Source organism: Sandarakinorhabdus sp. (assembly GCF_987265915.1).
Genome location: NZ_OZ503948.1, coordinates 1,044,258 through 1,065,327, shown reverse-complemented (window position 1 = coordinate 1,065,327; position 21,070 = coordinate 1,044,258). Strand labels below are relative to the sequence as shown.

Here is a 21,070-nt window from a genome sequence, read left to right as displayed (position 1 = left end):
GGCGGCCCGGGGTGAGGGGTGATCGCGGGTGGCAACACATACACCCCCTCACCCCGCTCGCCTTTGGCGAGTCGCCCTCTCCCGCGAGGGGAGAGGGAAAATCAGGCCGCCCGGCCTGTCCGCCGCATTTTCTCCAGCTTCTTCAGCAGCATGTCGCGCTTCAGCCGGGAGAGGTGATCGATGAACAGCACGCCGTTCAGATGGTCCATCTCGTGCTGCAGGCAGGTGGCGAGCAGGCCGTCGATTTCCTCATCATGGCCGGCGCCCTGATCATCGAGCCAGGTCACGCGGATGCGAGCCGGGCGGGTGACGTCGGCATACATCTCCGGCACCGACAGGCAGCCTTCCTGATAGACGCTGTGTTCCTCCGACGCCCAGGTGATTTCCGGGTTGATGAACACCCGCGGCTGCTTCACGCGCACGATGGTTTCGGGATCGGCATCGTCCGGCGTATCATCGGCTTCGGGCTGCAGATCGATCACCAGGATACGTTCCGGCACGCCGACCTGGATGGCGGCGAGGCCGATGCCGGGTGCGTCGTACATGGTTTCGAACATGTCGGCGATCAGCGTGCGATGCGCATCGGTGACAGCAGCAACCGGCGTACTGATCTGCTTGAGCCGCGCGTCCGGCGTTTCGATGATGGGGAGGATGGCCATGCCTGCGAGGTATGGCGCGCACAAGCCAGCGTCAAGAGTATCAGCTTGCCCTGACGCGCGCGGCGGGGCAGCGTAGATGCAAATTCAGCAATCGGGAGACACGACGATGAACCGCATGGCAGGCAAGGTGGCCCTGATCACGGGCGCAGCGCAGGGCCTGGGCGAAGCGATGGCGCGACGCATGGCGGAAGAAGGCGCGCGGCTGATCCTGACCGACATCAACGAAGCCGGCGTCGCGGCCGTGGCGGCCAGCATCGGCGATGCGGCCGTGGCCTGCCGCCATGATGTGACCAGCCCGGAGGATTGGGCGGCCGCCATTGCCTTTGCGGAAGAAAAATGGGGCGGCTTCAACGTGCTGGTCAACAATGCCGGCATCGCGGCGGGATCGACGGTGGAGGCCACCGATTTCGACACCTGGAAACGCGTGCACAGCATCGATCTGGACAGCGTGTTCCTGGGCTGCAAACTCTCTTTACCCACCATGGCGCGCTTCGTGCGCGAAACCGGTGTGCGCGGCAGCATCATCAACCTCAGCAGCATCGCCGGCGTAATCGCCGCGCACAACAGCGCCGCCTACAACAGCGCCAAGGCCGCCGTGCGCCACCTGACCAAGAGCGTCGCCCTGCATTGCGCCAAGCAGCAATATCGCATCACCTGCAACAGCATCCACCCGGTGTTCATCGACACGCCGATCCTCGATGGCATCACCAGCCGCATGGGCCGGGAAGAAGGCCTGGCCAAATTGGGCCGGCAGATCCCGCTGGGCGCGGTGGGCGAACCCGACGATATCGCCTGGGCCGCCGTGTATCTGGCCAGCGACGAAGCCAAGATGGTCACCGGCCACGGCCTCTATGTGGATGGCGGCATCAGCGCGATGTAGCGCACCGGGCCAGGGGTCAGCCCATCAGCCAGCTCCCCAGCAGCCGCCCGAACGGCAAGGTGAAGAAACCGGCAATCAATAGGCTGCCGATGACCAGGCCGCGCATGGCCGATTCATGGCCGGCGCGGTCATGGCGGCGGGCGCGGATCACCGCCACCGGCACCATCACCATCACGAACAGGCTGAGCGCGTGAATGGGGGACCAATCGCCGACGAACACGCCGCCGGGCGGATGGCCGCGCCCGACGTTGAAAAACAGCGTGATGATGGCATTGCCCCACATCAGCCCGGCCCAGATGCGCCCCAGCAGGCGATGGCGCGGCGTGCCCTTGGCGCTGAGCAGCACCGGCACGGTCAGCGCCATCACCGCCATCATGCTGAGCAAATGAAGCTGCACCAGCAGCGGCAGCGCCATGAGGCCGCCCCCACCGCGCACGACGGCGACGAGCACCACCGCCAGCAACAGCGCCGTGGCATAGGCCAGGTTGCGGTTGGACAGGATGCCGCTGCTTTCGTTGATCGCCCGTGTCGCCATAAGCCTTTGATCCCCCGCTTTGCAGTAGACAGTCGCCGTGCGGCTGGACCCATGCAAGCGGTTTTCGCTGCCGGTTTTCGCTGGGGCGCTTTTGGTCTATGGCCCGGCGATGACCAACGAAACCATTCCGACCGATGCTGAGGCGCAGCCCGCTGCGGTTATGCCCATCCCCGGACCGTCCGATCCCATGGTGCTGCCGCGCAAGGCCGGCGCGCGCGCCGACGGCAAGCGTGTGCTGATCGGCCTGTCGAAACCCGAACTGCGCAACGCGCTGGCCGATATCGGCGTGCCCACCAAGCAGATCAACATGCGCGTCAGCCAGTTGTGGCACTGGCTCTACAATCGCGGCGTGACCGAAATTCAGGCGATGGCCAATATTTCCAAGGATATGCGCAGCGTTCTCGACCAGCATTTCGTGGTCGGCCGCCCGGAGGTGGTGACGGCGCAAGTGTCGAACGACGGCACGCGCAAATGGCTGCTGCGCTTTGACGATGGCGAGGAAGCCGAATGCGTGTTCATCCCAGACGCCTGGCGCGGCACGCTGTGCGTGTCCAGCCAGGTCGGCTGCACGCTGAACTGCCGGTTCTGCCACACCGGCACGATGAAGCTGGTGCGCAATCTGACCGCGGCGGAAATCGTCGGCCAGGTGATGCTGGCGCGCGATGCGCTGGGCGAATGGCCCAATGGCACCGCCAGCCTGCCCGCCCTGCCCGATACGGACGATGACGATGAGGACCGGCCCTACATCCCCGGTGCCCACAACCCCGGCAACAATTACACGCCGGAGGGGCGCATGCTCACCAACATCGTGATGATGGGCATGGGCGAGCCGCTGTATAATTTCGACAATGTCCGCAATGCTTTGCAGATCGTGATGGATGGCGATGGCCTGGGCCTGTCGAAACGGCGCATCACGCTTTCCACCAGCGGCGTGGTGCCGATGATGGCGCGCGCCGGCCACGAGATCGGCGTCAATCTGGCGGTGTCGCTGCACGCGGTCACCAAGGAGATCCGCGACGAAATCGTGCCGATCAACAAGAAATACGGCATAGAGCAGTTGTTGCAGGCCTGCGCCGATTATCCCGGTGCAAACAACGCGCGGCGCATCACGTTCGAATATGTGATGCTCGATGGCAAGAATGACAGCGACGAAGATGCGCGTGAACTGGTGCGGTTGATCCGCCGCTATCGCCTGCCGGCCAAGGTGAATTTGATCCCGTTCAACCCATGGCCGGGCAGCGCCTATACTTGCTCCCCTCCCGAACGCATCCGTGCCTTTTCCGACATCATCTTCCATGCCGGCATTTCCGCCCCGGTGCGCACCCCGCGCGGCCGGGACATCATGGCCGCCTGCGGGCAGCTGAAATCAGCATCAGAGAAGATCAGCCGGGCGGAGCTGGACCGGCGGGCGGCGGAGAAGGAACTGGGCTGGGTGGATTGAGGCGTTTCCCCTCCTGGCTGCGGGAGGGGTGCAGATTGTCCCAGGGGGTGGGTTCAGTCCACCACCCCACCCGGCAAACCGCGCTCCACTTCCCCCATATACCCCCGCGTCAAGGGCAGAGCATCCCGCCGCTTGGTCAGTTGAATCTGCACATTCATATGCCCATCATGGACGAAGGCGCACCAGGCCGACGCCAGATAGAACATCCACATCCGGTAAAAACGCGCATCATAAAGCCGGGTGATCTCCGCCTCCTGCGCGGCGCAACGATCATACCAGGCTTTCAGTGTGTGGGCATAATGCAGGCGCAGCACTTCGATATCGGAAACCCAGAGCCAGGCATTTTCGATGTGCGGCACGATCTGTGACACGGCCGGGGCATAGCCACCGGGGAAGATATATTTGGCGGTCCACGGATCGGTGGCGCCCGGCCCGTCGGCCCGCGCGATCGTGTGGATCAGCGCGACGCCATCGGGTTTCAGCAGCCGTTCGACCGTGTCGAAATAGGCCCGATAATGCGGCGGGCCGACATGTTCGAACATGCCGACCGAAACGATGCGATCGAACTGGCCCGTCACTGCGCGATAATCGATGAGCTGATATTCCACCCCGGTCAGGCCAGCCCGCGCGGTTTCGGCCCGCGCATATTTCAACTGCTCTTCCGACAAGGTGACGCCCAGCACGTTGGCGCCCGACACCTTGTGCAGGTATCGCGCCAGCCCGCCCCAGCCGCAGCCGATATCGAGCACGCGCATCCCCGGCTTCAGATCAAGCTTGGCGGCGATATGCGCCAGCTTGGCCTCCTGCGCGGCTTCCAGCGTCGTCACCCCCGGCGCCCAATAGGCGCAGCTGTATTGGCGGTGCGGATCGAGGAACAGATCGTACAGCCGATCATCCAGATCATAATGATGCGCAACATTGCGCTTGGCGCGGGCTGCGAAGTTGATGCCATCCCACCAGGCCGCGATGCGCGCCTGCCGCCACAGCGCAAAGCGCACCGGATTGTCGCGTTCCCACCGCAGGTTGAAGATGATCAGATCGAGCAAGGCAAGGATATCGCCCTGCTCCAGCAGGAGCCGGCCATCCATATAGGCTTCGCCCGCGCCCAACGCCGGGTTGAGCGCGATGGCGCGGGCGGTGGCACGGTCGGTCAACCGCACCTGCACGGCCGCATGGCCGCCGCGTGGCTGCCCATATCGATGCGTCGTCCCGGCCGCATCGATGACGATCAATTCGCCATCGCGCACGACACGTCGAAAAAATTTATCCAACAACCACATGAACTCGCTCCCGAAACGGAAACAAGCCAAAGGGTCGCCCCCCGAACCGCTTGCCGCCTGCTGCCGGTTCGCAGCAGAGCGGCCCGCGGTTACCCGTCGGCGCGTGCCACGCTCACCATCGCCGGCCGCAACAGGCGGTCGCGGATCGTCCAGCCACTGGCCAGTTCTGCCACCACGCTGCCGGCGGGCAGGTCGCTGGGCACTTCGATCATCGCTTGGTGGCGATTGGGATCGAGCGGCTGCCCGGCGGTGATCTCGATGCGGGTGATGTTCTGGCGGCCGAAGATGGCGATCAATTCGCGTTCGGTGGCTTCGATGCCGGCGCGCACGCCGTCAAAGCCCTCGGCGGGCAGCGAGGCGACGGCACGACGCAGATTTTCTGCCACCGCCAGCATGTCGCGGGCAAAGTTGGTGACGGCATATTGCGTGGCTTCGGCCTTGTCGCGCTCCAGCCGACGGCGGGTGTTTTCCACATCGGCCAGCGCGCGCAGCACGCGATCCTTCAGATCGGCGATTTCCTGGTCCTTGGCCAGCAGCGCTTCGGCAAGATCGGGGGCCAGATCCATTTCCGGGCTGGTGTCCGGGGCTTCCGGGGCTTCGGGGATATCCTGTGTGTCGATATTGTCAGTCATGATACCAATCTGCTCAAGGTTCGGGCGGTGTAATCCACCATGGGGATGACACGCGCATAGTTCAACCGCGTCGGCCCGATAACCCCTACAACGCCGATCACCCGGCCATCGTTGCCGCGATAGGGTGCCGCAATCACGCTGGAGCCCGAAAGCGAGAATAATCGCGATTCGGCGCCGATGAAGATGCGGGTGGCGTCTGCCCCGCGCGCCATGTCGAGCAGGCGGATCAGTTCGGCCTTGTCCTCCAGATCGTCGAGCAACTGGCGCACCTTATCAAGGTCCATTTCGCCTTCGATCAATTGCGCCTGCCCGCGCACGATCAGCACCGGGCGCGCGGTGGCATCGGCCGACCATACCGCCAGCCCTGCGGCCACTGCCGCCTGGGTGATGGCATCCAGCGCCGCACGATGCCCGGCGATTTCCTGTTCCAGCCGCACCATCGCTTCGGCCAGCGTCAATCCGGCCAGCCGGGTGCTGATATAGTTGGCGGCGGCTTCCAGCGTGGCCGGCAGCACGCCGATGGGCAGATCGAGCAGGCGATTTTCCACGCTGCCATCGGCGCCGACCAGCACCACCAGCGCGCGTTGCGGGGACAGCGGCACGAAACTCAATTGCCGGATGATCATCTCGCGCGCCGGCACCAGCACCAGCCCGGCGCAGTGCGACAGGCCAGACAGCGCCGCGGTGGTGCGGCTGAGCGCATCCTCCATCGCCACGCCCCCCGCCAGCCCTGCCGTCAGCCCAGCCTCCAGCGCGGCCCGTTCATCTTCTGACACTTCGGCGGCCTGCATCATGCCATCGACGAACATCCGCAGGCCCAGTTCGGTCGGCAGGCGCCCAGCCGACGTGTGCGGCGCGGCGAGCAGGCCCAATTCCTCCAGATCCTGCATGACATTGCGGATCGAGGCCGGCGACAGGCCCAGCCCGCCGCCCTTGGCCAGCGTACGACTGCCCACCGGCGCACCGGACAGCAGATAGGCATCGACAATCTGCCGGAAAATGGCGCGCGCACGATCGTTGAGTTCGGCCAGCGACGGGGTCTGCTGCATGGCACGAGTGTATGGCGGCAACGGGGTGGGCGCAATGGGCGGCATTGGGGGGCCCTTCCCTTCCGGGTCGCCAGGCAATAAGGCCACGGTTGCTGACTATTGAAAGGCTTTATCCATGCGCCCATCCGGCCGCGCCCCCGACCAGATGCGGTCGATCGAGATGATCCCCGGTTTTTCGGCCCACGCCGAAGGATCGTGCCTGGTCAAATTCGGCAACACCCATGTGCTGGTCACCGCCAGCGTCGAAGAACGGCTGCCGCCCTGGCTGCGCGGCCAGGGCAAGGGATGGGTGACAGCCGAATATGGCATGCTGCCGCGTGCCACCCATACCCGCGGCAGCCGCGAGGCCGCCAAGGGCAAGCAATCGGGCCGCACCCAGGAAATCCAGCGCCTGATCGGCCGGTCCTTGCGCGCCGTCACCGATCTGGTGGCGCTGGGCGAACGGCAGATCACGCTGGATTGCGACGTGATCCAGGCCGATGGCGGCACCCGCACCGCGGCGATTTCCGGCGCCTGGGTGGCGCTGCGGCTGGCCATCGATCATATCCATGCCAAGACCGCGCTGGCCGCCGATCCGCTCACCACACAGGTCGCCGCGATCAGCTGCGGTGTGTACAACGGCAATCCGGTGCTCGATCTGGATTATATCGAGGATTCGAACGCCGGCACCGACGCCAATTTCGTGCTGACCAACCAGGGCGGCATCGTCGAGGTGCAAGGCACTGCCGAAGGTGAGCCCTTCGATGAAGAAACGCTGCTGCGCCTGCTGCGGCTGGCCCGCATCGGCTGCGGCGAGGTGTTTGCCGCGCAGCTGGCTGCGGTGGGCCGATGAGGCGGCTGGCACCGGGCCGGCTGGTGCTGGCCACGCATAATCCCGGCAAGGTGGTGGAGCTGGCCGAGCTGCTTGGCCCGCATGGTCTGGACGTGGTGTCGGCGGGCGAGCTGGGGTTGCCGGAGCCCGAGGAAACCGAAGACAGTTTCATCGGCAATGCCCGGTTGAAGGCGCTGGCCGCAGCCACGGCAAGCGGCCTGCCGGCGATTGCCGATGACAGTGGGCTTTGCGTGGCGGCGCTGGGCGGCGCGCCGGGGATTTATTCGGCGCGCTGGGCCGGCGAAGCCAAGGATTTCGGCGCGGCCATGGCGCGGGTGAACGCCGAACTCGGCGAGCGCCCACGCGATGCCCATTTCATCTGCGCGCTGTGTGTCGCCTGGCCCGATGGCCACACCGAGGTGGTGGAAGGCCGGGTGGACGGCAGACTGGTATGGCCACCGCGGGGCGGCAACGGCTTCGGCTATGACCCGATGTTCCTGATGGAAGGCCGGACCCAGACCTATGGCGAGATGGCGCGCGCCGACAAGGAAGCCGACAATCACCGGGCGCGGGCGTTCCGCCTGCTGGTGGGATTGTTGCCGGCGATTGCGCGGTGACCACACCCCACCCCCAGCCCCTCCCGCAAGCGGGAGGGGAGCAGATTGTGCGTGGACCAAACGGCTCCCCTCCCGCTTGCGGGAGGGGCTGGGGGTGGGCGTGACAGGCACCGAACCCCTCGCCCTCTACGTCCACTGGCCGTTCTGCGTCACCAAATGCCCCTATTGCGATTTCAACAGCCATGTCCGCGCATCGGTCGATCAGGCGCAGTGGCAGGCCGCCCTGCTCGCCGATCTGGCGTTCGAAGCCGCGCGGCTGCCGGGGCGCAAATTGGCCAGCATCTTCTTCGGCGGCGGCACCCCCAGCCTGATGCCGCCCGCAACCGTCGCCGCCATCGTCGAAGCGGCCTGCCAGCATTGGGCACCCGATGGCGACATCGAAATCACGCTGGAAGCCAACCCTTCCAGCGTCGAAGCCGCGCGTTTTGCCGGCTTTGCCAGCGCCGGGGTCAACCGGCTATCATTGGGCGTGCAGGCGCTGGATGATGCGGCGCTGAAGCTGCTTGGCCGCCCGCATGATCTGGCGGCGGCGCTGGCCGCGCTGGATGTGGCGCAGGCCACATTTGCCCGCGTCAGCTTCGATCTGATCTATGACCGGCCCGGCATGACGCGGACGAGCTGGCAAGCCGAACTCGCCCGCGCCATCGGCTTCGGCACCAGCCATTTGTCGCTTTATCAGCTCACCATCGAGCCCGGCACGCGCTTTGCCGCCCTGCATGCGCGGGGGCAGTTGGTGATGCCCGATGAGGATACCAGTGCCGATCTGTTCGCCATCACGCAGGCGCAGACGGCGGCGGCGGGCATCCCGGCCTATGAAATTTCCAACCACGCGCGGCCCGGCCAGGAAAGCCGGCACAATCTGGTGTACTGGCGCTATGGCGATTATGCAGGCATCGGGCCGGGCGCGCACGGCCGCCGCCATGGCGTGGCGACGCTGCGCCGCAAGAAGCCGGAGGCCTGGCTGAACAGCGTCACCGAACATGGCCATGGCATGGAAAGCGAGACGCCGCTGACGATCGCGGAGCGGACCAGCGAAGCGCTGGTGATGGGCCTGCGCCTCGCCGAAGGGCTGAACGCCACACGCTTCGCGGCGCGCGCCGGCGTGACCCTGGCCGAGGCGGTGAAGCCCGATGCGGTGGCGCGGCTGGCAACGCAGGGCCTTGTCACCGCCGACACAAACGGTCTGCGCCTGACGGCCACCGGCTGGCCGCTGGCCAACGCGGTGCTGGCGGAGATCGCGCGCTGACCTCAGAATGACGTCGGTGCCGGCGAAACCGTGCCGGTGCCGATCTGGTCCACTTCCAGCGCGCGTTCGGCGACGCGGGCAGGCGTGAAGCGGAAGGCGCCATCGATGCCGGAAAAGCCATCGGGCGCCAGCAGCGCCGCGCGCGGGAACGGCTGGCCCAGCGGCCAGCGCGCCGCCAGGCTGTGGGCCAGCAGCACCGCATCATAGCCCAACGACGCCAGCCGTGACGGGTTGCCGCCGTGCTTGGTGCGATAGCGCACCGCGAGACTGTTGAAGCGCGCATCGGCCACGGTGGCATAGAGCGCGCCCTTCAACGCCGGCACGCGGGCCAGGCCGGGTTCGTTGTTCCACAATTCCGTGCCCAGGATCACCACCTGGCCGGGCGCGGCGCCAAAGCGCGCCAGCGGCGGCAGGAAGCGCAGCGCGGCATTGCCCGAATCGGCGATCATCAGCGCCTGGAACGGCACCGGCGCGAGCGCACCGGCGACGCGCGCCACCGTGCCATCCGGGCGGATCACCGGCTTGCCACTGGCGCGCAGGCGGGCATCATGGTTGGTGACCTGGCGCGCCGCCGCCAGCAATTTGTCCGGTTCACGGCCATAGCTGACCACTGCGGTCGAGCGGCCACCGGCATCGTTGACCGCCTTCACAAAGGCCAGTTGCGCGCGCTGGCCATAGGCGCCTTGCGGCACCAGCGCCGCGAAGCGTTCGATGCCGCGGCTGCGCACATAGGCGATGACGCGGTTGATGGCCTGGCCGGGTTGAAAGCCCATGACGAAGACATCGCCGCCGGCCACCCCGGCATCATTGGAGAAGGACAGGATCGGCACCGGCCGCCCCGCCACCGCCGCGCTCACTGCCGGCACATCGCTGGCCAGCAGCGGCCCCAGGATCAGGCCGGCGCCTTCGGCCACGGCCCTGGCTGCGGCTTCCCCGGCACCGGGCGCGCTGTCGTAGGTGATCAGCTGCACCTGCGGCTTGCCCAGATCGGTCATCGCCATGGCCGCGGCATTGGCGATCGATTCGCCCAGCGCGGCGTTGGCGCCCGACAGCGGCACCAGCAGCGCGACCTTGTTGAGCCGGGCTTCGGGCAGCGGCGCCGGCCGGGGGGCGACCACTTGCGGCGGTGGCGGCGGCGGCGCGACCATGACGGGCACCTTGCGCGCCGGCGTGCAGGCAGCCACCACCACGGCAAATGCCAGCACGGCAGGCCGCAAGACTTGCCAGTTGCGGCCAAGACCGCTCTTGATAGCCATGTGCACGAACTTCCTTCTTCCGAACCGGACTCCCCACAGGAGCCAGCCAGCCTCGCGCCGGGCCTATACATTGTGGCCACCCCCATCGGCAATCTGGGAGACATGACCACGCGCGGCGTGCGGGTGCTGAACGGCGCCAGCCTGATCGCCTGTGAAGACACACGGGTGACCGGCCGGTTGCTCAACCATTTCGGCATCGCCACGCGCATGCAGCCCTATCATGATCACAACGCCGCGGCGGTGCGCCCGGCGCTGATCGCGCGGGCGCTGATCGAGCCGGTAGCGCTGGTATCCGATGCCGGCACGCCGCTGATTTCCGATCCGGGCTATAAATTGGTCGCCGATGCCCGCGAGGCCGGGGTGAATGTCGTGGCGGTTCCGGGCGCCTGCGCGGCGATCGCGGCGCTGTCCATCGCCGGCCTGCCCACCGATCGCTTCCTGTTTGCCGGGTTCCTGCCTGCCAAGGAAAAAGCCAAGCGCGATGCGATTGCCGAACTGGCGGCGGTGCCGGCGACTTTGGTGTTCTACGAATCGGGGCCGCGCCTCGCCGCAACGCTCACCGCGCTGCACGAGGGGCTGGGGGATCGGCCGGCCGGCATGGGGCGTGAACTCACCAAACGCTATGAGGAGATGGTGACCGGGCCACTGTCAGACCTCGCCGCACGCTGGGCCGATGCGCCGCCCAAGGGCGAGATTGTCGTGCTGGTCGGGCCGCCCTTGCCGGCAGCAGCGGCAACAGCGGCTGACCTCGATTCGGCGCTGCAGGCCGCGCTGGCAACGATGAAAGTGAAAGACGCAGCGCGCGCCGTGGCCGAGGCGCTGGGCGTGTCGCGATCCGACGCCTATGCCCGTGCGCTGGTGATCAAGCATGGCGAATAAGCAGCGCCAACGCCGGGAGCGGTGGGGCCGCATGGCGGAACGAATCGCCGCAATCTGGTTGATCGCCAAAGGCTATCGCCTGATCGGCCAGCGCCTGAAAACCCCGGTGGGGGAGATTGATTTGCTGATGCGCCACAAGGACACTTTGGTGTTCGTGGAGGTGAAGGCACGGCCCGCTCTCGACACTGGCGTCACGGCGCTGCATCCTGCGGCGGCGCGGCGCTGCAAGTCCGCCGCCCGCTGGCTGGCACCGCGCCATGGCTGGCCGGGTGCGGTGATCAGGCACGACGCGGTGGTCATCAGGCCGTGGGCGCTGCCCGTGCATCTGGTGGCGATCTGGCGGGATGGATGGTGATGGAACTCGGTACAATCGGCCTGATGGATGATGGCGATATCGATCTGATCGAGGCCAGCATCGCGCTCAGCCTGGCGGATCGGCCACGCGGCGATGCCATGCGCCTGCGCCGCCTGATGCAGAATTGGGCGATCAGCCTGCAACGCGATCTGGCGCCGGCCACGGGGCAGGCTCGCGCGCTGCGCCTGGCCGGGCTGATTGCCGGTGAAGGCGGCTTCAGCGGCGATGCCCAGGATTATGAAAATCCGTTGAATGCCGATCTGGTCGCGGTGGCATCGCGCGGCTGCGGCCTGCCGATTGCACTGTCGATCCTTTATGTCGCGCTCGCCCGCCGGGTCGGCTGGCGTGCCGAGGCGCTGTCCCTGCCCGGCCATGTGCTGGTGGAGGTGCATGGCGGCGGCACCCCGGCGCTGATCGATCCCTTCGACCATGGCAGCAGCGTGACGCAGGCGCGCGCGGCCGACATTGCCCGCCAGGGTGGCGGCCTGCCGATCGGCGGGCGCTTTCCGGTGCTGGGCAACCGCCAGATGCTGGTGCGGCTGGTATCGAATCAGGCCAGCCGGGCGCAATTGGCCGGCGATGTGACACGGGCGCTGACGCTGTATGAACGGCTGACCATCGTGGCACCGCGCCTCAGCGCCTTGTGGTGGGAACGATCCCGGCTGGAACAGCGATTGGGCCGCATGGCCGCGGCGCGCGCCAGCCTGACCGCGATGCTGGAAACCACCCACGATCCGGCGCTTGGGGCCCGCATCCGCACCACGCTGGCGGCGTTGGCCCGTTCCGATAATTGATGTCCGACAACTGAAGGCAATCCTCATGTCCATGCGCGTCGCGGTCCAGATGGACCGGATCGAAACCATCAATGTCGCCGGCGATTCGACCTTTGCCTTGATGGAGGAAGCGCAGGCACGTGGGCACACGCTGTTCCACTATCTCGCCGATGATCTGTCGGCGGAAAACGGCCGCGTGCGCGCGCTGGCGCGGCCGCTGCGGGTGATGAACCAGATCGGCAATCATTTCGAATGGCTGGGGGACGCGCGCAGCATCGATCTGGCCGATGATGCGGATGTGGTGCTGATGCGGCAGGATCCGCCGTTCGACATGGGTTACATCACCGCCACCCACCTGCTCGAACAGGTGCAGCACGCGACGCTGGTGGTGAATGATCCGGCCGAGGTGCGCAACGCACCGGAAAAACTGTTCGTGCTGCGCTTCCCCGATCTGATGCCGCCAACGCTGGTGACCAGAAGCCTGGCCGAAGCCATGGATTTTCGTGCCCGCCACGGCGCCATCGTCGTCAAGCCGCTTTATGGCAATGCCGGCGCGGCGGTGTTCCTGATCGACAGACAAGACGGCAATCTGCCGGCGCTGGTCGAATTGTTCGGCAGCGTGTGGCGCGAACCCTTCATGGTGCAGGCCTTCCTGCCCGACGTGGCATTGGGGGACAAACGCATCGTGCTGGTGGACGGCGTGCCCACCGGCGCCATCAACCGTCTGCCCAAGCAGGGCGAAATCCGGTCGAACCTCGCCGCCGGCGGCAGCGCCCAGCCCACCGAGCTGACCCCGCGCGAGCAGGAAATCTGCGCGCGCATCGGGCCTGAATTGAAGGCGCGCGGGCTGATCTTCGTCGGCATCGATGTGATCGCCGGCTGCCTGACCGAAATCAACGTCACGTCGCCGACCGGCCTGCGCGCCATCGATCGCTTCAACGGCACCAACACACCGGCGCGCATCTGGGATGCCATCGATGTGCGCCTTGCAGCCCGGGGCTGACCCGGCCTATTTCGCCTTTGCCGCTTTGCCCGGCGGGCCATCGACCTGTTCCCAGCCACCCATGCCGCAGCCGCCGAAGCTGATGCCGCCAAGCGTGAAATCCACCACCTGAACGATATCACCACGGCACTGGCTGCCGATCGGGCTGACATGCACCAGCGCGCGGCCCGGGGCGAGGCCGGGGCATTCCATATTGTTGCGATACCATTTGCCGTCGCGGGTGCGGGCATACCAATGCCGGTCCTTCGCGGCTTCGGTTTGCGAGATGCTGCGCGTCTGAAGGCAATCAACCGGCTTCGCCAGCGATTTGGGTGCATCTTGCGCCAGGGCTGGCACGGCCGCGGCAGCAGCAGACAGAGCCGCTGCCAAAAGAATTTTCCTGATCATCATGCCATTCTGTGCCCCAGCAGCTTTCTGCAAAATGAACAGCCTCAGCCGCGGAAGCTGTCCTTGGCGGCGCGGCGGCGGGCGAGTTCGGCGACGCTGCCGGCGCGGACGAACGGATTGGTCGCCGCCTCCATCGCCAGGCTGAACGGCACGGTGGGTTCCCCGCGCTCGCGCAGGCGATCCACGGCTTGCGCCCGGTTGACCAGCGCCATGTTGTCAGGCTCCATGGTCAGCGCAAAGCGGGCGTTGGATTGGGTATATTCATGCGCGCAATAGACCAGGGTGCGCGGCGGCAACGCCATGAACTTGGCGAGCGCGCCATGCATCTGTTCGGCGGTGCCTTCGAACAGGCGGCCGCAGCCCATGGCAAACAGCGTGTCGCCGGCGAACAGCGCGCCTTCAAAGGCATAGGCGATATGGCCGGCGGTGTGCGCCGGGCAATCGATCACCCGGCCGATGTGGGCGCCGATCTGCACCGCGTCCCCTTCGCCGACCGCGCGCCCGATCAGCGGAATCTTTTCGGCTTCACCGCGCGGGCCGGTCACCTTGGCGCCGGTGGCCGCCACGATCACGGCGTTGCCGCCAACATGATCGGGGTGCCAGTGGGTGTTGAGAATCTGCGTGATCGTCCACCCGCGTGCGTTGGCCACCGCCAGCACCGGTTCGGCCACCGCCGGATCGATCACCGCCGTTTCGCCGCTCACTGCATCATGGGCCAGCCAGACATAATTGTCGGAAAGCACCGGCACGCCGATGATGTCGAGCATCTCACCAGCTCCCGACATTGGGCATCGAAGCCCAGGGCTCGGCCGGCGGCAGCGCCGGGCCGGCCTGGAGCAGTTCCACCGAAATGCCATCGGGGCTGCGCACGAATGCCATGCGGCCATCGCGCGGCGGCCGGTTGATCACCACGCCGCCATCGTGCAGCCGCTGGCAGGCGGCGTAGATATCATCGACTGCATAGGCGACATGGCCGAAATTGCGCCCGCCGCCATAGCCGGCCTCGTCCCAATTGTGGGTCAGCTCGATCTGCGCGTCCTCATCGCCTGGCGCCGCCAGGAAGATCAGGCTGAAGCGCCCGGCTTCATTGTCGATGCGGCGCAGCTCCTTGAGGCCGAGCAGTTCGAAAAAGCGCAATGTTTCCGGCACATCCGACACGCGGACCATGGTGTGGAGATATTTCATTTGAGCGCGCGTCCTTCATAGGCTTCGAACAGGGCAATCACCGCATCGGGCACCGGCGACGGCCGGCCGCGCGGCTCATTCACATGCACCTGCACTTCGGTGCCGCTGGCGCGCAGATCCTCGGCACCTTCACCATGCACTTCAAAGGCGAAGGTCAGCGAGGTGCGGCCGATCTTCTCGCAGCGCACGCCGATCACCATCATCTCATCGAGCAGCACCGGCGCATGATAGACCACTTCGGCCTTCACCACATGCAGATCGGGCGCGCCTTGCAGATTGGGCTGCGGATAGAGGCCGACGTCACGAAAATACTCGGTGATCCCGATATCGAAATATTCGAGATAGCGGCTGTTGAACACCACCGCCTGCGCATCGACCTCGGCAAAGCGGGCGCGTTGCATCCAGACGAATTTGAAATCTGCTCTTGCCATCAGCGCGGTGTAGCAGGCAGCAGGCTGTCCGTCAGCGGCTTTTGCGCGGCTTCGGGGGCCAGCAGCTTTTGCGCTGCGGGGCCCATGCGGCCCAGCGCGGCACTGGCCGCAGCACCGGCCGGCGTGTCCGGGCCATCGCTGGCGGCGGCTTCCCAGGCTTGCCGCGCCAGCGCCGTATCGCCCTTGGCCAGGGCGATGTTGCCGGCTTCTAGTTCGACATCTGGCGAATCGGGCGCCAGCGCCGCCGCTTTCAGCAGCGCGGCTTCGGCCGCCGCCAGATCGCCGCCGCGCCGGGCCAGCGTGGCGCGCAGCAGCCACGGCGTGAAGCCATCGGGGGCGAGGCTGGTGGCGCGCGCCAGATCGGCCATGGCCGCTTCCGCCTTGCCCGCTTCCACCAGCGCTTCGGCGCGCAGCACCAGCAGATCGGCTTCGGCGCGCGGCGACAGTTCCAGCCCGCCCGGCTTGCCGAGCGCGCGCGTCAGGAAGCGCACGGCCGTATCCGCCTGGCCGACGATCAGCGCGGCATCGGCGGCTTGGCGCCACAGCGCCACCGCCTGGCCATCGCGCGCCGCCTCACTGGCCTGTCCGGCCGCTTCATAGCTTTTCAGCGCGGCATCATGGTGGCGGGCGTGCATCTGCGCCACCGCCAGGCAATGTTGCGCCGCGACGCCGCCGCCTTCGATGCGCCAGCCATAGGCCATCTGCAGGGCGCGGGCCGGGTCTTTGGGTGCCATTTCCAGGCAGGCTTTGTACCGCGTCGGGTCAGACGGCGCAGCGAGCGCCGGGGCGGCGCACAGAGCCAACAAAAGCACAAACCGCTTCACACCATTTCCTCGATCAGGCCGACCAGCGCGGCGATATCCGCCTCCCGCGACAGCCGATGATCGCCATCCTTGATGAGCCGCACCTGAACATCGTCGCCGGTGATGCGCGCCGCGATATCCAGCGCCAGCCGCCACGGCACCGCATCATCGCACTGGCCGTGCAACAGCCGCACCGGCGCGTCGATGCGGATCAGCCCGTCCATCAGCAGATGCGCCGGCGCATCCTCGATCAGCGCGCGCGAATAACGATAAGGCGCGCCATAATCCGACTTCCGGGTGAAACAGCCATCGGTTTCCAGATGGTGGCGATCCACTTCGCTGATCTTCAGGCCCCAGCTGGTGAAATCCGGCGCAGCGGCAATACCGACCAACCCGGCCAGCCGCTTTTTCAACCGCTGGCCTGCCAGCAGCGCAATCCAGCCGCCCATCGACGACCCGACCAGCAGCACCTGCCCGCTCGGCCAGACATGATCGATCAACGCCAGCACATCGCCCGTCCAGCGCCCGATGCTGCCATCCAGAAAATCGCCACCACTCGCCCCGCAGCCCGAGTAATCCAGCCGCAGCCGCGCCCGGCCCTGCGCCCGTGCCCAATCCGCCACCGCCGTCGCCTTGCCGCCGGTCATGTCGCTCATGTAACCGGGCAGGAACACGATCAGCGGGCCATCACCGGGGGCAAAGCGATAGGCGAGGGAAGCGCCGCCGTGCGGAAATTGCTGCGGAATGGGCATGGCGATGGGTTGTAGGCCAGCCCCGGCAGGCTGGGAAGGCTTGGGAATTCTTCAAGCCCTATTTGCCGGCGCCGCGCATGAACGCTTCGATTTCGGCAGCACTGTGCGGAATGCCGGCAGACATCCGCTCCGAACCGGTTGCGGTCACCAGATACTGGTCCTCGATCCGGATGCCGTAATTTGCCGACTGGACATACAGGCCCGGCTCGATGGTGATGACGGCATTGGCCGGGATGGGTTTCGTCCGGTCAAAGGCATCGTGGACATCAAGGCCGACATAATGGCCGAGCCCATGCGGGAAATCATCGATGGTGCCGGCGCGGCGAAACACGGCTTTCGCGGCCTCTTCGAGTTCCTGATACATCACCCCGGCCTTGAGCTTGGCTGCCGCCGCCGTTTGCGCCTCCAGCACCAGATCATACAGACGGCGCTGCTGCGCGGTGAAGCGCCCATTGGCCGGAAAGGTGCGGGTGACATCGCAGCTGTAGCCATCGACAGAAGCCGCTGCATCGATCAGCACCAGATCGCCGTCCCTTATGGGACCGTTCTGCACGACATAATGCAGCGACGCCGCGTTGCGCCCGGCGCCGACAATGCTGCTGTAAGCCAGGCCGGTTCCACCGGCTGCGGCAAAGGCGGCTTCGAGCACGCGGCCCAATTCCCGTTCCGTCATGCCCGGCTTTACCCCCCGCATGGCGGCCAAGTGCCCGGCGCGGGTGGCAGCCATGGACTTGCGCATCAATTCCAGCTCGCGCGGCTCCTTGACCGTGCGCAGCGCCGTCAACAGACCGGATTGATCACGGATGCTGGTGCCCGGCACCCGGCTGGCGATCTTGCCATAAAGCTCCAGCACCTCCGGCACGGGCGCGTCGGCCGAAACAACCGGCCCCAAAAAGTGCAATTCCTTGGCGCGGCTGGCGAGCATGGTGACCAGGCCGCCGAGCGCACCGATGCGGCTGACGCGCTGCACACCGGTCCGCTGCTCCATGATCGAACCCAGCGGCAGACGTTCCACATCCCAGCGTTCGGCTTCGACATTGCGCGAAGGCAACAGCAACCATTCCCTCACGTCGGCCTCGCCCGGCGCCAGCACCAGCACAGCGCCGGGTTCATCCCTTATGCCCGTCAGCCAGGCAAAATCACCATTCTGCTGAAAGGGTGCAGCGATGACATTGTCGACCGACGGCGGCGGCCCGGCCCCGTAGATGACGGCCAAGCCGGTTTTCAATTGCGCCATCACCTGCGCCCGGCGCGCACGATAGACGTCCGGCGCGAAGGGGCTGGTGCCGATCGGCGTGGCAAAACCCGGCCCGGGCAGGACTTGCGCTGCCGCGCCAGCCAGCGGCAGCAAGGCAGAAGCGCAAGCCCCGCCTGCCAGAAGTTCGCGGCGACCCAGCAACATGTTCATTCCCCCACAAGCCGTAAAATGCTGGCAGACACGCGCGCATCCGTCCAGCGCGATCATCCCGGCCAGCCCCGGCTGCAAGTTGGGGTGGCGACGACGGGCATTTTTGATTAGGCACGGCGTGCTGCCGATCGTGGCGGCAACCTGATTGCACAAAGGCCACCATGTCCGATCTCATCACCCTCACGCTGCCCGATGGTTCCACGCGCGAAATGCCGCGCGGGACCACTGGCGCCGCGGTGGCGGCGAGCATCGGGCCGGGGCTGGCCAAGGCGGCGATTGCCGCCAAATTGGATGGCGAGCTGGTTGATCTCAGCCGGCCGATCGACGCCGATGCGCGCCTGGCGCTGGTGACGGGCCGCGATGAGGCCGAGGCGCTGGAGCTGGCGCGCCACGATTTCGCCCACGTGCTGGCCGAGGCGGTGCAGGGTCTGTTTCCCGGCACGCAGATCACCTTTGGCCCATCCACCGACGATGGATTTTATTACGACGTCGCGCCGCCCACGACGCGTGGCCCCTTCACCGAGGACGATCTGCCGGCCATCGAGGAGGCGATGCGCGCCATCATCCGCGCCGACAAGCCGCTGCGCCGCGAAGTGTGGAGCCGGCAGGCGCTGATCGAGCGCTGGGCGTCGCAGGGCGAGACGTTCAAGGCCGAATGGGCGGCAGCCCTGCCTGAGGGCGAGGAATTGAGCATCTATTGGTCCGGTTCCGACTGGATGGACATGTGCCGCGGCCCGCACTTGCCTTCCACCGGCAAGCTCGATCCGGCCGCCTTCAAGCTGACGCGCGTGTCGGGCGCCTATTGGCGCGGTGACCAGAACAACGCGATGCTCAGCCGCATCTATGGCACCGGCTGGCTGAACAAAAAACAGCTCGATGCGCATCTGCTGCGCCTGGAGGAGGCCGCCAAGCGCGACCATCGCAAGCTGGGTGCGGAGATGGACCTGTTCCATCTGCAGGCCGAAGCGCATGGCAGCGTGTTCTGGCATCCGCGCGGTTTCGTGATCTATCGCGCGCTGGAGGCCTATATGCGCCGCCGGCTCGATGCCGCCGGCTACAACGAAGTGAAGACGCCGCAGATCATGGACCTGCGCCAATGGGAGCAATCCGGCCATTGGGGCAAATACAGCGAAAACATGTTCGTCATCCCCGACGAGATGCCGGAGGCCGGCGAAGATGGCCCGGTCGTGTCCAAGGGTGCCGACTGGATGGCACTCAAGCCGATGAACTGCCCGGCGCACATCATGATTTTCCGCCAGGGCATCAAATCCTATCGTGATCTGCCGCTGCGCATGGCCGAAATGGGTTGCTGCCACCGCAACGAACCGCACGGCGCGCTGCACGGCCTGATGCGGGTGCGCCAGTTCACCCAGGACGACGGCCACATCTTTTGCCGCGAAGACCAGATCGTCGATGAAGTCGCACGCTTCTGCGATCTGCTCGATGCGGTGTACAAGGATCTTGGCGGGTTCAAATATGCCATCAAGCTGGCGCTGCGCCCGGAAAAGCGCTTCGGCAGCGATGCGATGTGGGACTGGTCCGAACAATCGATGCGCGACGCGGTGAAGGCCACCGGGCGCGACAACGCCGAATGGGGTTGGGAAGAACTGCCCGGCGAAGGCGCGTTTTACGCGCCCAAGCTGGAATTCCACCTGACCGACGCCATCGGCCGCACCTGGCAGGTCGGAACCATCCAGACCGATACGGTGCTGCCCGAACGGCTGGATGCGTCGTTCGTGGGGGAAGATGGCAATCGCCACCGCCCGGTGATGCTGCACCGCGCCATCCTGGGCAGCTATGAACGCTTCATCGGCATATTGATCGAACATTTCGCCGGCTGGTTCCCGGTGTGGCTGGCGCCGGTGCAGGCGGTGGTCGCCACCATCGTGTCGGACGCGGATGACTATGCCGGCCAGGTGGCCGCCACGTTGCGCGCCGCCGGCATCCGGGTGGAAACCGATCTCAGGAACGAGAAGATCAACCTGAAGGTGCGTGAACACAGCCTGCAGAAAGCGCCGTACATGCTGGTCGTCGGCCGCCGCGAAGCCGAAGAAGGCACGGTGGCGCTGCGTGAGCTGAACGGCGGCGGGCAGAAGGTGGTGCCGCTGGCCGAAGCCGTGGCGCTGCTGGTGGCGCAGGCGACCCCGCCGGATTTGCAGGTCTGAAAGCTTTTCTGCGCCAATTGGGCCATTGGCCGATCGGCGCGGCGGGGGATAAGAAGGATATAGCCGTAAAGGCCAACGAGGGAGATTCACATGCGCATGCTTGCTGCCGTTCTGGCCACCGCCATCATCCTGCCCACCGCCGTGTTTGCCGGCCCCCTGGAAGATCGCCAGGCGATCATGAAGGGCAATGGCCGCGACACCAAGATGGGTGGCGACATGCTGAAGGGCGTCACGCCGTTCGACGCCGCCACCGCCAACAAGATCCTCGCCAATTATGTCGCCGCCGCCAAGGCGTTCCCGGCGCATTTCCCGGCCGGCAGCAACGCCGGCGATACCGAAGCCTCGCCGGCGATCTGGAGCAAGCCGACCGAATGGAAGGCCGCCACCGCGAAGTTCCAGGCGGATACCGTCGCCGCCGCCGCGCTGAAGCCCACCGATGCGGCCGGCTTTGGCAAGGCGTTCGGCATGGTCACCGCCAATTGCAAGAGCTGCCACGAAGGCTTCCGCATCAAGAAGGACTGAC

At 66.3% G+C, this 21,070-nt stretch carries 24 protein-coding genes; 11 read left to right on the top strand and 13 right to left on the bottom strand.

Annotated features, from left to right (window positions below; genetic code table 11):
* Positions 1-101 precede the first annotated feature (101 nt).
* Positions 102-659: a peptide deformylase gene (gene def, locus AC6UUM_RS05080; protein WP_500804252.1), complete on the bottom strand. Its 558-nt coding sequence runs from the start codon at positions 657-659 to the stop codon at positions 102-104.
* 106 nt (positions 660-765) lie between these two features.
* Between def and AC6UUM_RS05075 the strand changes: the two genes are divergently transcribed.
* Positions 766-1,539: a glucose 1-dehydrogenase gene (locus AC6UUM_RS05075; RefSeq protein ID WP_500804251.1), complete on the top strand. Its 774-nt coding sequence runs from the start codon at positions 766-768 to the stop codon at positions 1,537-1,539.
* A 16-nt stretch (positions 1,540-1,555) separates the two neighbouring features.
* Here the strand turns inward: AC6UUM_RS05075 and AC6UUM_RS05070 are convergent, their stop codons facing one another.
* A complete protein-coding gene (locus tag AC6UUM_RS05070) occupies positions 1,556-2,074 on the bottom strand; it encodes a DUF2306 domain-containing protein (protein ID WP_500804250.1) in 519 nt (172 codons plus the stop codon).
* Positions 2,075-2,183: 109 nt separating this feature from the next.
* Between AC6UUM_RS05070 and rlmN the strand changes: the two genes are divergently transcribed.
* Positions 2,184-3,515, top strand: coding sequence for a 23S rRNA (adenine(2503)-C(2))-methyltransferase RlmN (rlmN, locus tag AC6UUM_RS05065; protein WP_500804249.1), 1,332 nt, complete (start codon positions 2,184-2,186; stop codon positions 3,513-3,515).
* A 53-nt stretch (positions 3,516-3,568) separates the two neighbouring features.
* Here rlmN and AC6UUM_RS05060 read toward each other — a convergent pair whose 3' ends face one another.
* The 3 genes from AC6UUM_RS05060 to hrcA form a co-directional block, all read right to left on the bottom strand.
* Positions 3,569-4,795, bottom strand: coding sequence for a class I SAM-dependent methyltransferase (locus AC6UUM_RS05060; protein ID WP_500804248.1), 1,227 nt, complete (start codon positions 4,793-4,795; stop codon positions 3,569-3,571).
* Positions 4,796-4,884: 89 nt separating this feature from the next.
* On the bottom strand, positions 4,885-5,427 hold the full coding sequence (locus AC6UUM_RS05055; RefSeq protein WP_500804247.1) for a nucleotide exchange factor GrpE: 543 nt from the start codon (positions 5,425-5,427) through the stop codon (positions 4,885-4,887).
* Positions 5,424-6,476, bottom strand: a complete 1,053-nt coding sequence (gene hrcA / locus AC6UUM_RS05050) for a heat-inducible transcriptional repressor HrcA (RefSeq protein WP_500804246.1) — start codon at positions 6,474-6,476, stop codon at positions 5,424-5,426. Before hrcA ends, AC6UUM_RS05055 begins: the two co-directional genes overlap by 4 nt.
* A 115-nt stretch (positions 6,477-6,591) precedes the next feature.
* Here hrcA and rph point away from each other — a divergent pair, with 115 nt between their 5' ends.
* The 3 genes from rph to hemW all read left to right on the top strand — a co-directional run bounded on the left by rph (position 6,592) and on the right by hemW (position 9,150).
* A complete protein-coding gene (rph, locus tag AC6UUM_RS05045; protein WP_500804245.1) occupies positions 6,592-7,308 on the top strand; it encodes a ribonuclease PH in 717 nt (238 codons plus the stop codon).
* Positions 7,305-7,904 carry an RdgB/HAM1 family non-canonical purine NTP pyrophosphatase gene (gene rdgB, locus AC6UUM_RS05040; protein ID WP_500804244.1) on the top strand — a complete coding sequence of 200 codons (600 nt, stop codon included), beginning with the start codon at positions 7,305-7,307 and terminating at the stop codon, positions 7,902-7,904. The genes rph and rdgB overlap by 4 nt, the downstream gene beginning before the upstream one ends.
* Positions 7,905-8,004: 100 nt before the next feature.
* Positions 8,005-9,150 (top strand): radical SAM family heme chaperone HemW, encoded by a 1,146-nt coding sequence (gene hemW, locus AC6UUM_RS05035; RefSeq protein WP_500804243.1) that lies wholly within the window; start codon positions 8,005-8,007, stop codon positions 9,148-9,150.
* 2 nt (positions 9,151-9,152) lie between these two features.
* Here hemW and AC6UUM_RS05030 read toward each other — a convergent pair whose 3' ends face one another.
* The gene (locus AC6UUM_RS05030) at positions 9,153-10,406 is read right to left on the bottom strand and encodes a penicillin-binding protein activator (protein ID WP_500804242.1); all 1,254 of its coding nucleotides are present in this window, start codon (positions 10,404-10,406) and stop codon (positions 9,153-9,155) included.
* A 72-nt stretch (positions 10,407-10,478) separates the two neighbouring features.
* Here AC6UUM_RS05030 and rsmI point away from each other — a divergent pair, with 72 nt between their 5' ends.
* From rsmI to gshB, 4 genes are read left to right on the top strand one after another with little or no spacing between them, the layout of a single operon-like run.
* Positions 10,479-11,285, top strand: coding sequence for a 16S rRNA (cytidine(1402)-2'-O)-methyltransferase (gene rsmI, locus AC6UUM_RS05025; RefSeq protein ID WP_500804241.1), 807 nt, complete (start codon positions 10,479-10,481; stop codon positions 11,283-11,285).
* A 31-nt stretch (positions 11,286-11,316) separates the two neighbouring features.
* Complete coding sequence (locus AC6UUM_RS05020; protein WP_500804240.1) at positions 11,317-11,640, top strand: YraN family protein; 324 nt, start codon at positions 11,317-11,319, stop codon at positions 11,638-11,640.
* Positions 11,640-12,434, top strand: a complete 795-nt coding sequence (locus AC6UUM_RS05015) for a transglutaminase family protein (protein ID WP_500804239.1) — start codon at positions 11,640-11,642, stop codon at positions 12,432-12,434. Before AC6UUM_RS05020 ends, AC6UUM_RS05015 begins: the two co-directional genes overlap by 1 nt.
* 25 nt (positions 12,435-12,459) lie before the next feature.
* A complete protein-coding gene (gene gshB / locus AC6UUM_RS05010; RefSeq protein WP_500804238.1) occupies positions 12,460-13,416 on the top strand; it encodes a glutathione synthase in 957 nt (318 codons plus the stop codon).
* A 6-nt stretch (positions 13,417-13,422) separates the two neighbouring features.
* Here the strand turns inward: gshB and AC6UUM_RS05005 are convergent, their stop codons facing one another.
* From AC6UUM_RS05005 to AC6UUM_RS04975, 7 genes are all read right to left on the bottom strand, one after another.
* On the bottom strand, positions 13,423-13,806 hold the full coding sequence (locus tag AC6UUM_RS05005) for a hypothetical protein (protein WP_500804237.1): 384 nt from the start codon (positions 13,804-13,806) through the stop codon (positions 13,423-13,425).
* A 41-nt stretch (positions 13,807-13,847) separates the two neighbouring features.
* Positions 13,848-14,570 carry a hydroxyacylglutathione hydrolase gene (gene gloB / locus AC6UUM_RS05000; RefSeq protein ID WP_500804236.1) on the bottom strand — a complete coding sequence of 241 codons (723 nt, stop codon included), beginning with the start codon at positions 14,568-14,570 and terminating at the stop codon, positions 13,848-13,850.
* Position 14,571: 1 nt separating this feature from the next.
* Entirely contained in the window at positions 14,572-14,988 is a 417-nt protein-coding gene (locus AC6UUM_RS04995; protein WP_500804235.1) for a VOC family protein, read from the bottom strand.
* Complete coding sequence (locus tag AC6UUM_RS04990) at positions 14,985-15,419, bottom strand: acyl-CoA thioesterase (RefSeq protein ID WP_500804234.1); 435 nt, start codon at positions 15,417-15,419, stop codon at positions 14,985-14,987. Before AC6UUM_RS04990 ends, AC6UUM_RS04995 begins: the two co-directional genes overlap by 4 nt.
* Positions 15,419-16,153: a hypothetical protein gene (locus AC6UUM_RS04985; protein ID WP_500804233.1), complete on the bottom strand. Its 735-nt coding sequence runs from the start codon at positions 16,151-16,153 to the stop codon at positions 15,419-15,421. The genes AC6UUM_RS04990 and AC6UUM_RS04985 overlap by 1 nt, the downstream gene beginning before the upstream one ends.
* A gap of 86 nt (positions 16,154-16,239) precedes the next feature.
* The gene (locus AC6UUM_RS04980) at positions 16,240-16,974 is read right to left on the bottom strand and encodes an alpha/beta fold hydrolase (protein ID WP_500804232.1); all 735 of its coding nucleotides are present in this window, start codon (positions 16,972-16,974) and stop codon (positions 16,240-16,242) included.
* Positions 16,975-17,032: 58 nt separating this feature from the next.
* Entirely contained in the window at positions 17,033-18,382 is a 1,350-nt protein-coding gene (locus AC6UUM_RS04975) for an aminopeptidase P N-terminal domain-containing protein (RefSeq protein WP_500804231.1), read from the bottom strand.
* A gap of 161 nt (positions 18,383-18,543) precedes the next feature.
* On the opposite strand from AC6UUM_RS04975, the gene thrS reads away from it, so the two are divergent.
* On the top strand, positions 18,544-20,547 hold the full coding sequence (gene thrS / locus AC6UUM_RS04970) for a threonine--tRNA ligase (protein WP_500804230.1): 2,004 nt from the start codon (positions 18,544-18,546) through the stop codon (positions 20,545-20,547).
* 90 nt (positions 20,548-20,637) lie between these two features.
* Positions 20,638-21,069: a c-type cytochrome gene (locus AC6UUM_RS04965; protein WP_500804229.1), complete on the top strand. Its 432-nt coding sequence runs from the start codon at positions 20,638-20,640 to the stop codon at positions 21,067-21,069.
* Position 21,070 lies beyond the last annotated feature (1 nt).

Coding starts and splice junctions, on each gene's coding strand:
- rph (WP_500804245.1), top strand. CDS start 6,592: ATGCGCCCATCCGGCCGCGCCCCCGACCAGATGCGGTCGATCGAGATG.
- AC6UUM_RS05015 (WP_500804239.1), top strand. CDS start 11,640: ATGGAACTCGGTACAATCGGCCTGATGGATGATGGCGATATCGATCTG.
- AC6UUM_RS05055 (WP_500804247.1), bottom strand. CDS start 5,427: ATGACTGACAATATCGACACACAGGATATCCCCGAAGCCCCGGAAGCC.
- rlmN (WP_500804249.1), top strand. CDS start 2,184: ATGACCAACGAAACCATTCCGACCGATGCTGAGGCGCAGCCCGCTGCG.
- gloB (WP_500804236.1), bottom strand. CDS start 14,570: ATGCTCGACATCATCGGCGTGCCGGTGCTTTCCGACAATTATGTCTGG.
- hrcA (WP_500804246.1), bottom strand. CDS start 6,476: ATGCAGCAGACCCCGTCGCTGGCCGAACTCAACGATCGTGCGCGCGCC.
- rdgB (WP_500804244.1), top strand. CDS start 7,305: ATGAGGCGGCTGGCACCGGGCCGGCTGGTGCTGGCCACGCATAATCCC.
- AC6UUM_RS04965 (WP_500804229.1), top strand. CDS start 20,638: ATGCGCATGCTTGCTGCCGTTCTGGCCACCGCCATCATCCTGCCCACC.
- AC6UUM_RS05060 (WP_500804248.1), bottom strand. CDS start 4,795: ATGTGGTTGTTGGATAAATTTTTTCGACGTGTCGTGCGCGATGGCGAA.
- thrS (WP_500804230.1), top strand. CDS start 18,544: ATGTCCGATCTCATCACCCTCACGCTGCCCGATGGTTCCACGCGCGAA.
- AC6UUM_RS04995 (WP_500804235.1), bottom strand. CDS start 14,988: ATGAAATATCTCCACACCATGGTCCGCGTGTCGGATGTGCCGGAAACA.
- AC6UUM_RS04980 (WP_500804232.1), bottom strand. CDS start 16,974: ATGCCCATTCCGCAGCAATTTCCGCACGGCGGCGCTTCCCTCGCCTAT.
- AC6UUM_RS05070 (WP_500804250.1), bottom strand. CDS start 2,074: ATGGCGACACGGGCGATCAACGAAAGCAGCGGCATCCTGTCCAACCGC.
- def (WP_500804252.1), bottom strand. CDS start 659: ATGGCCATCCTCCCCATCATCGAAACGCCGGACGCGCGGCTCAAGCAG.
- AC6UUM_RS05075 (WP_500804251.1), top strand. CDS start 766: ATGAACCGCATGGCAGGCAAGGTGGCCCTGATCACGGGCGCAGCGCAG.
- gshB (WP_500804238.1), top strand. CDS start 12,460: ATGTCCATGCGCGTCGCGGTCCAGATGGACCGGATCGAAACCATCAAT.
- AC6UUM_RS05020 (WP_500804240.1), top strand. CDS start 11,317: ATGGCGGAACGAATCGCCGCAATCTGGTTGATCGCCAAAGGCTATCGC.
- AC6UUM_RS04990 (WP_500804234.1), bottom strand. CDS start 15,419: ATGGCAAGAGCAGATTTCAAATTCGTCTGGATGCAACGCGCCCGCTTT.
- AC6UUM_RS05005 (WP_500804237.1), bottom strand. CDS start 13,806: ATGATGATCAGGAAAATTCTTTTGGCAGCGGCTCTGTCTGCTGCTGCC.
- AC6UUM_RS04985 (WP_500804233.1), bottom strand. CDS start 16,153: ATGGCACCCAAAGACCCGGCCCGCGCCCTGCAGATGGCCTATGGCTGG.
- AC6UUM_RS05030 (WP_500804242.1), bottom strand. CDS start 10,406: ATGGCTATCAAGAGCGGTCTTGGCCGCAACTGGCAAGTCTTGCGGCCT.
- AC6UUM_RS04975 (WP_500804231.1), bottom strand. CDS start 18,382: ATGAACATGTTGCTGGGTCGCCGCGAACTTCTGGCAGGCGGGGCTTGC.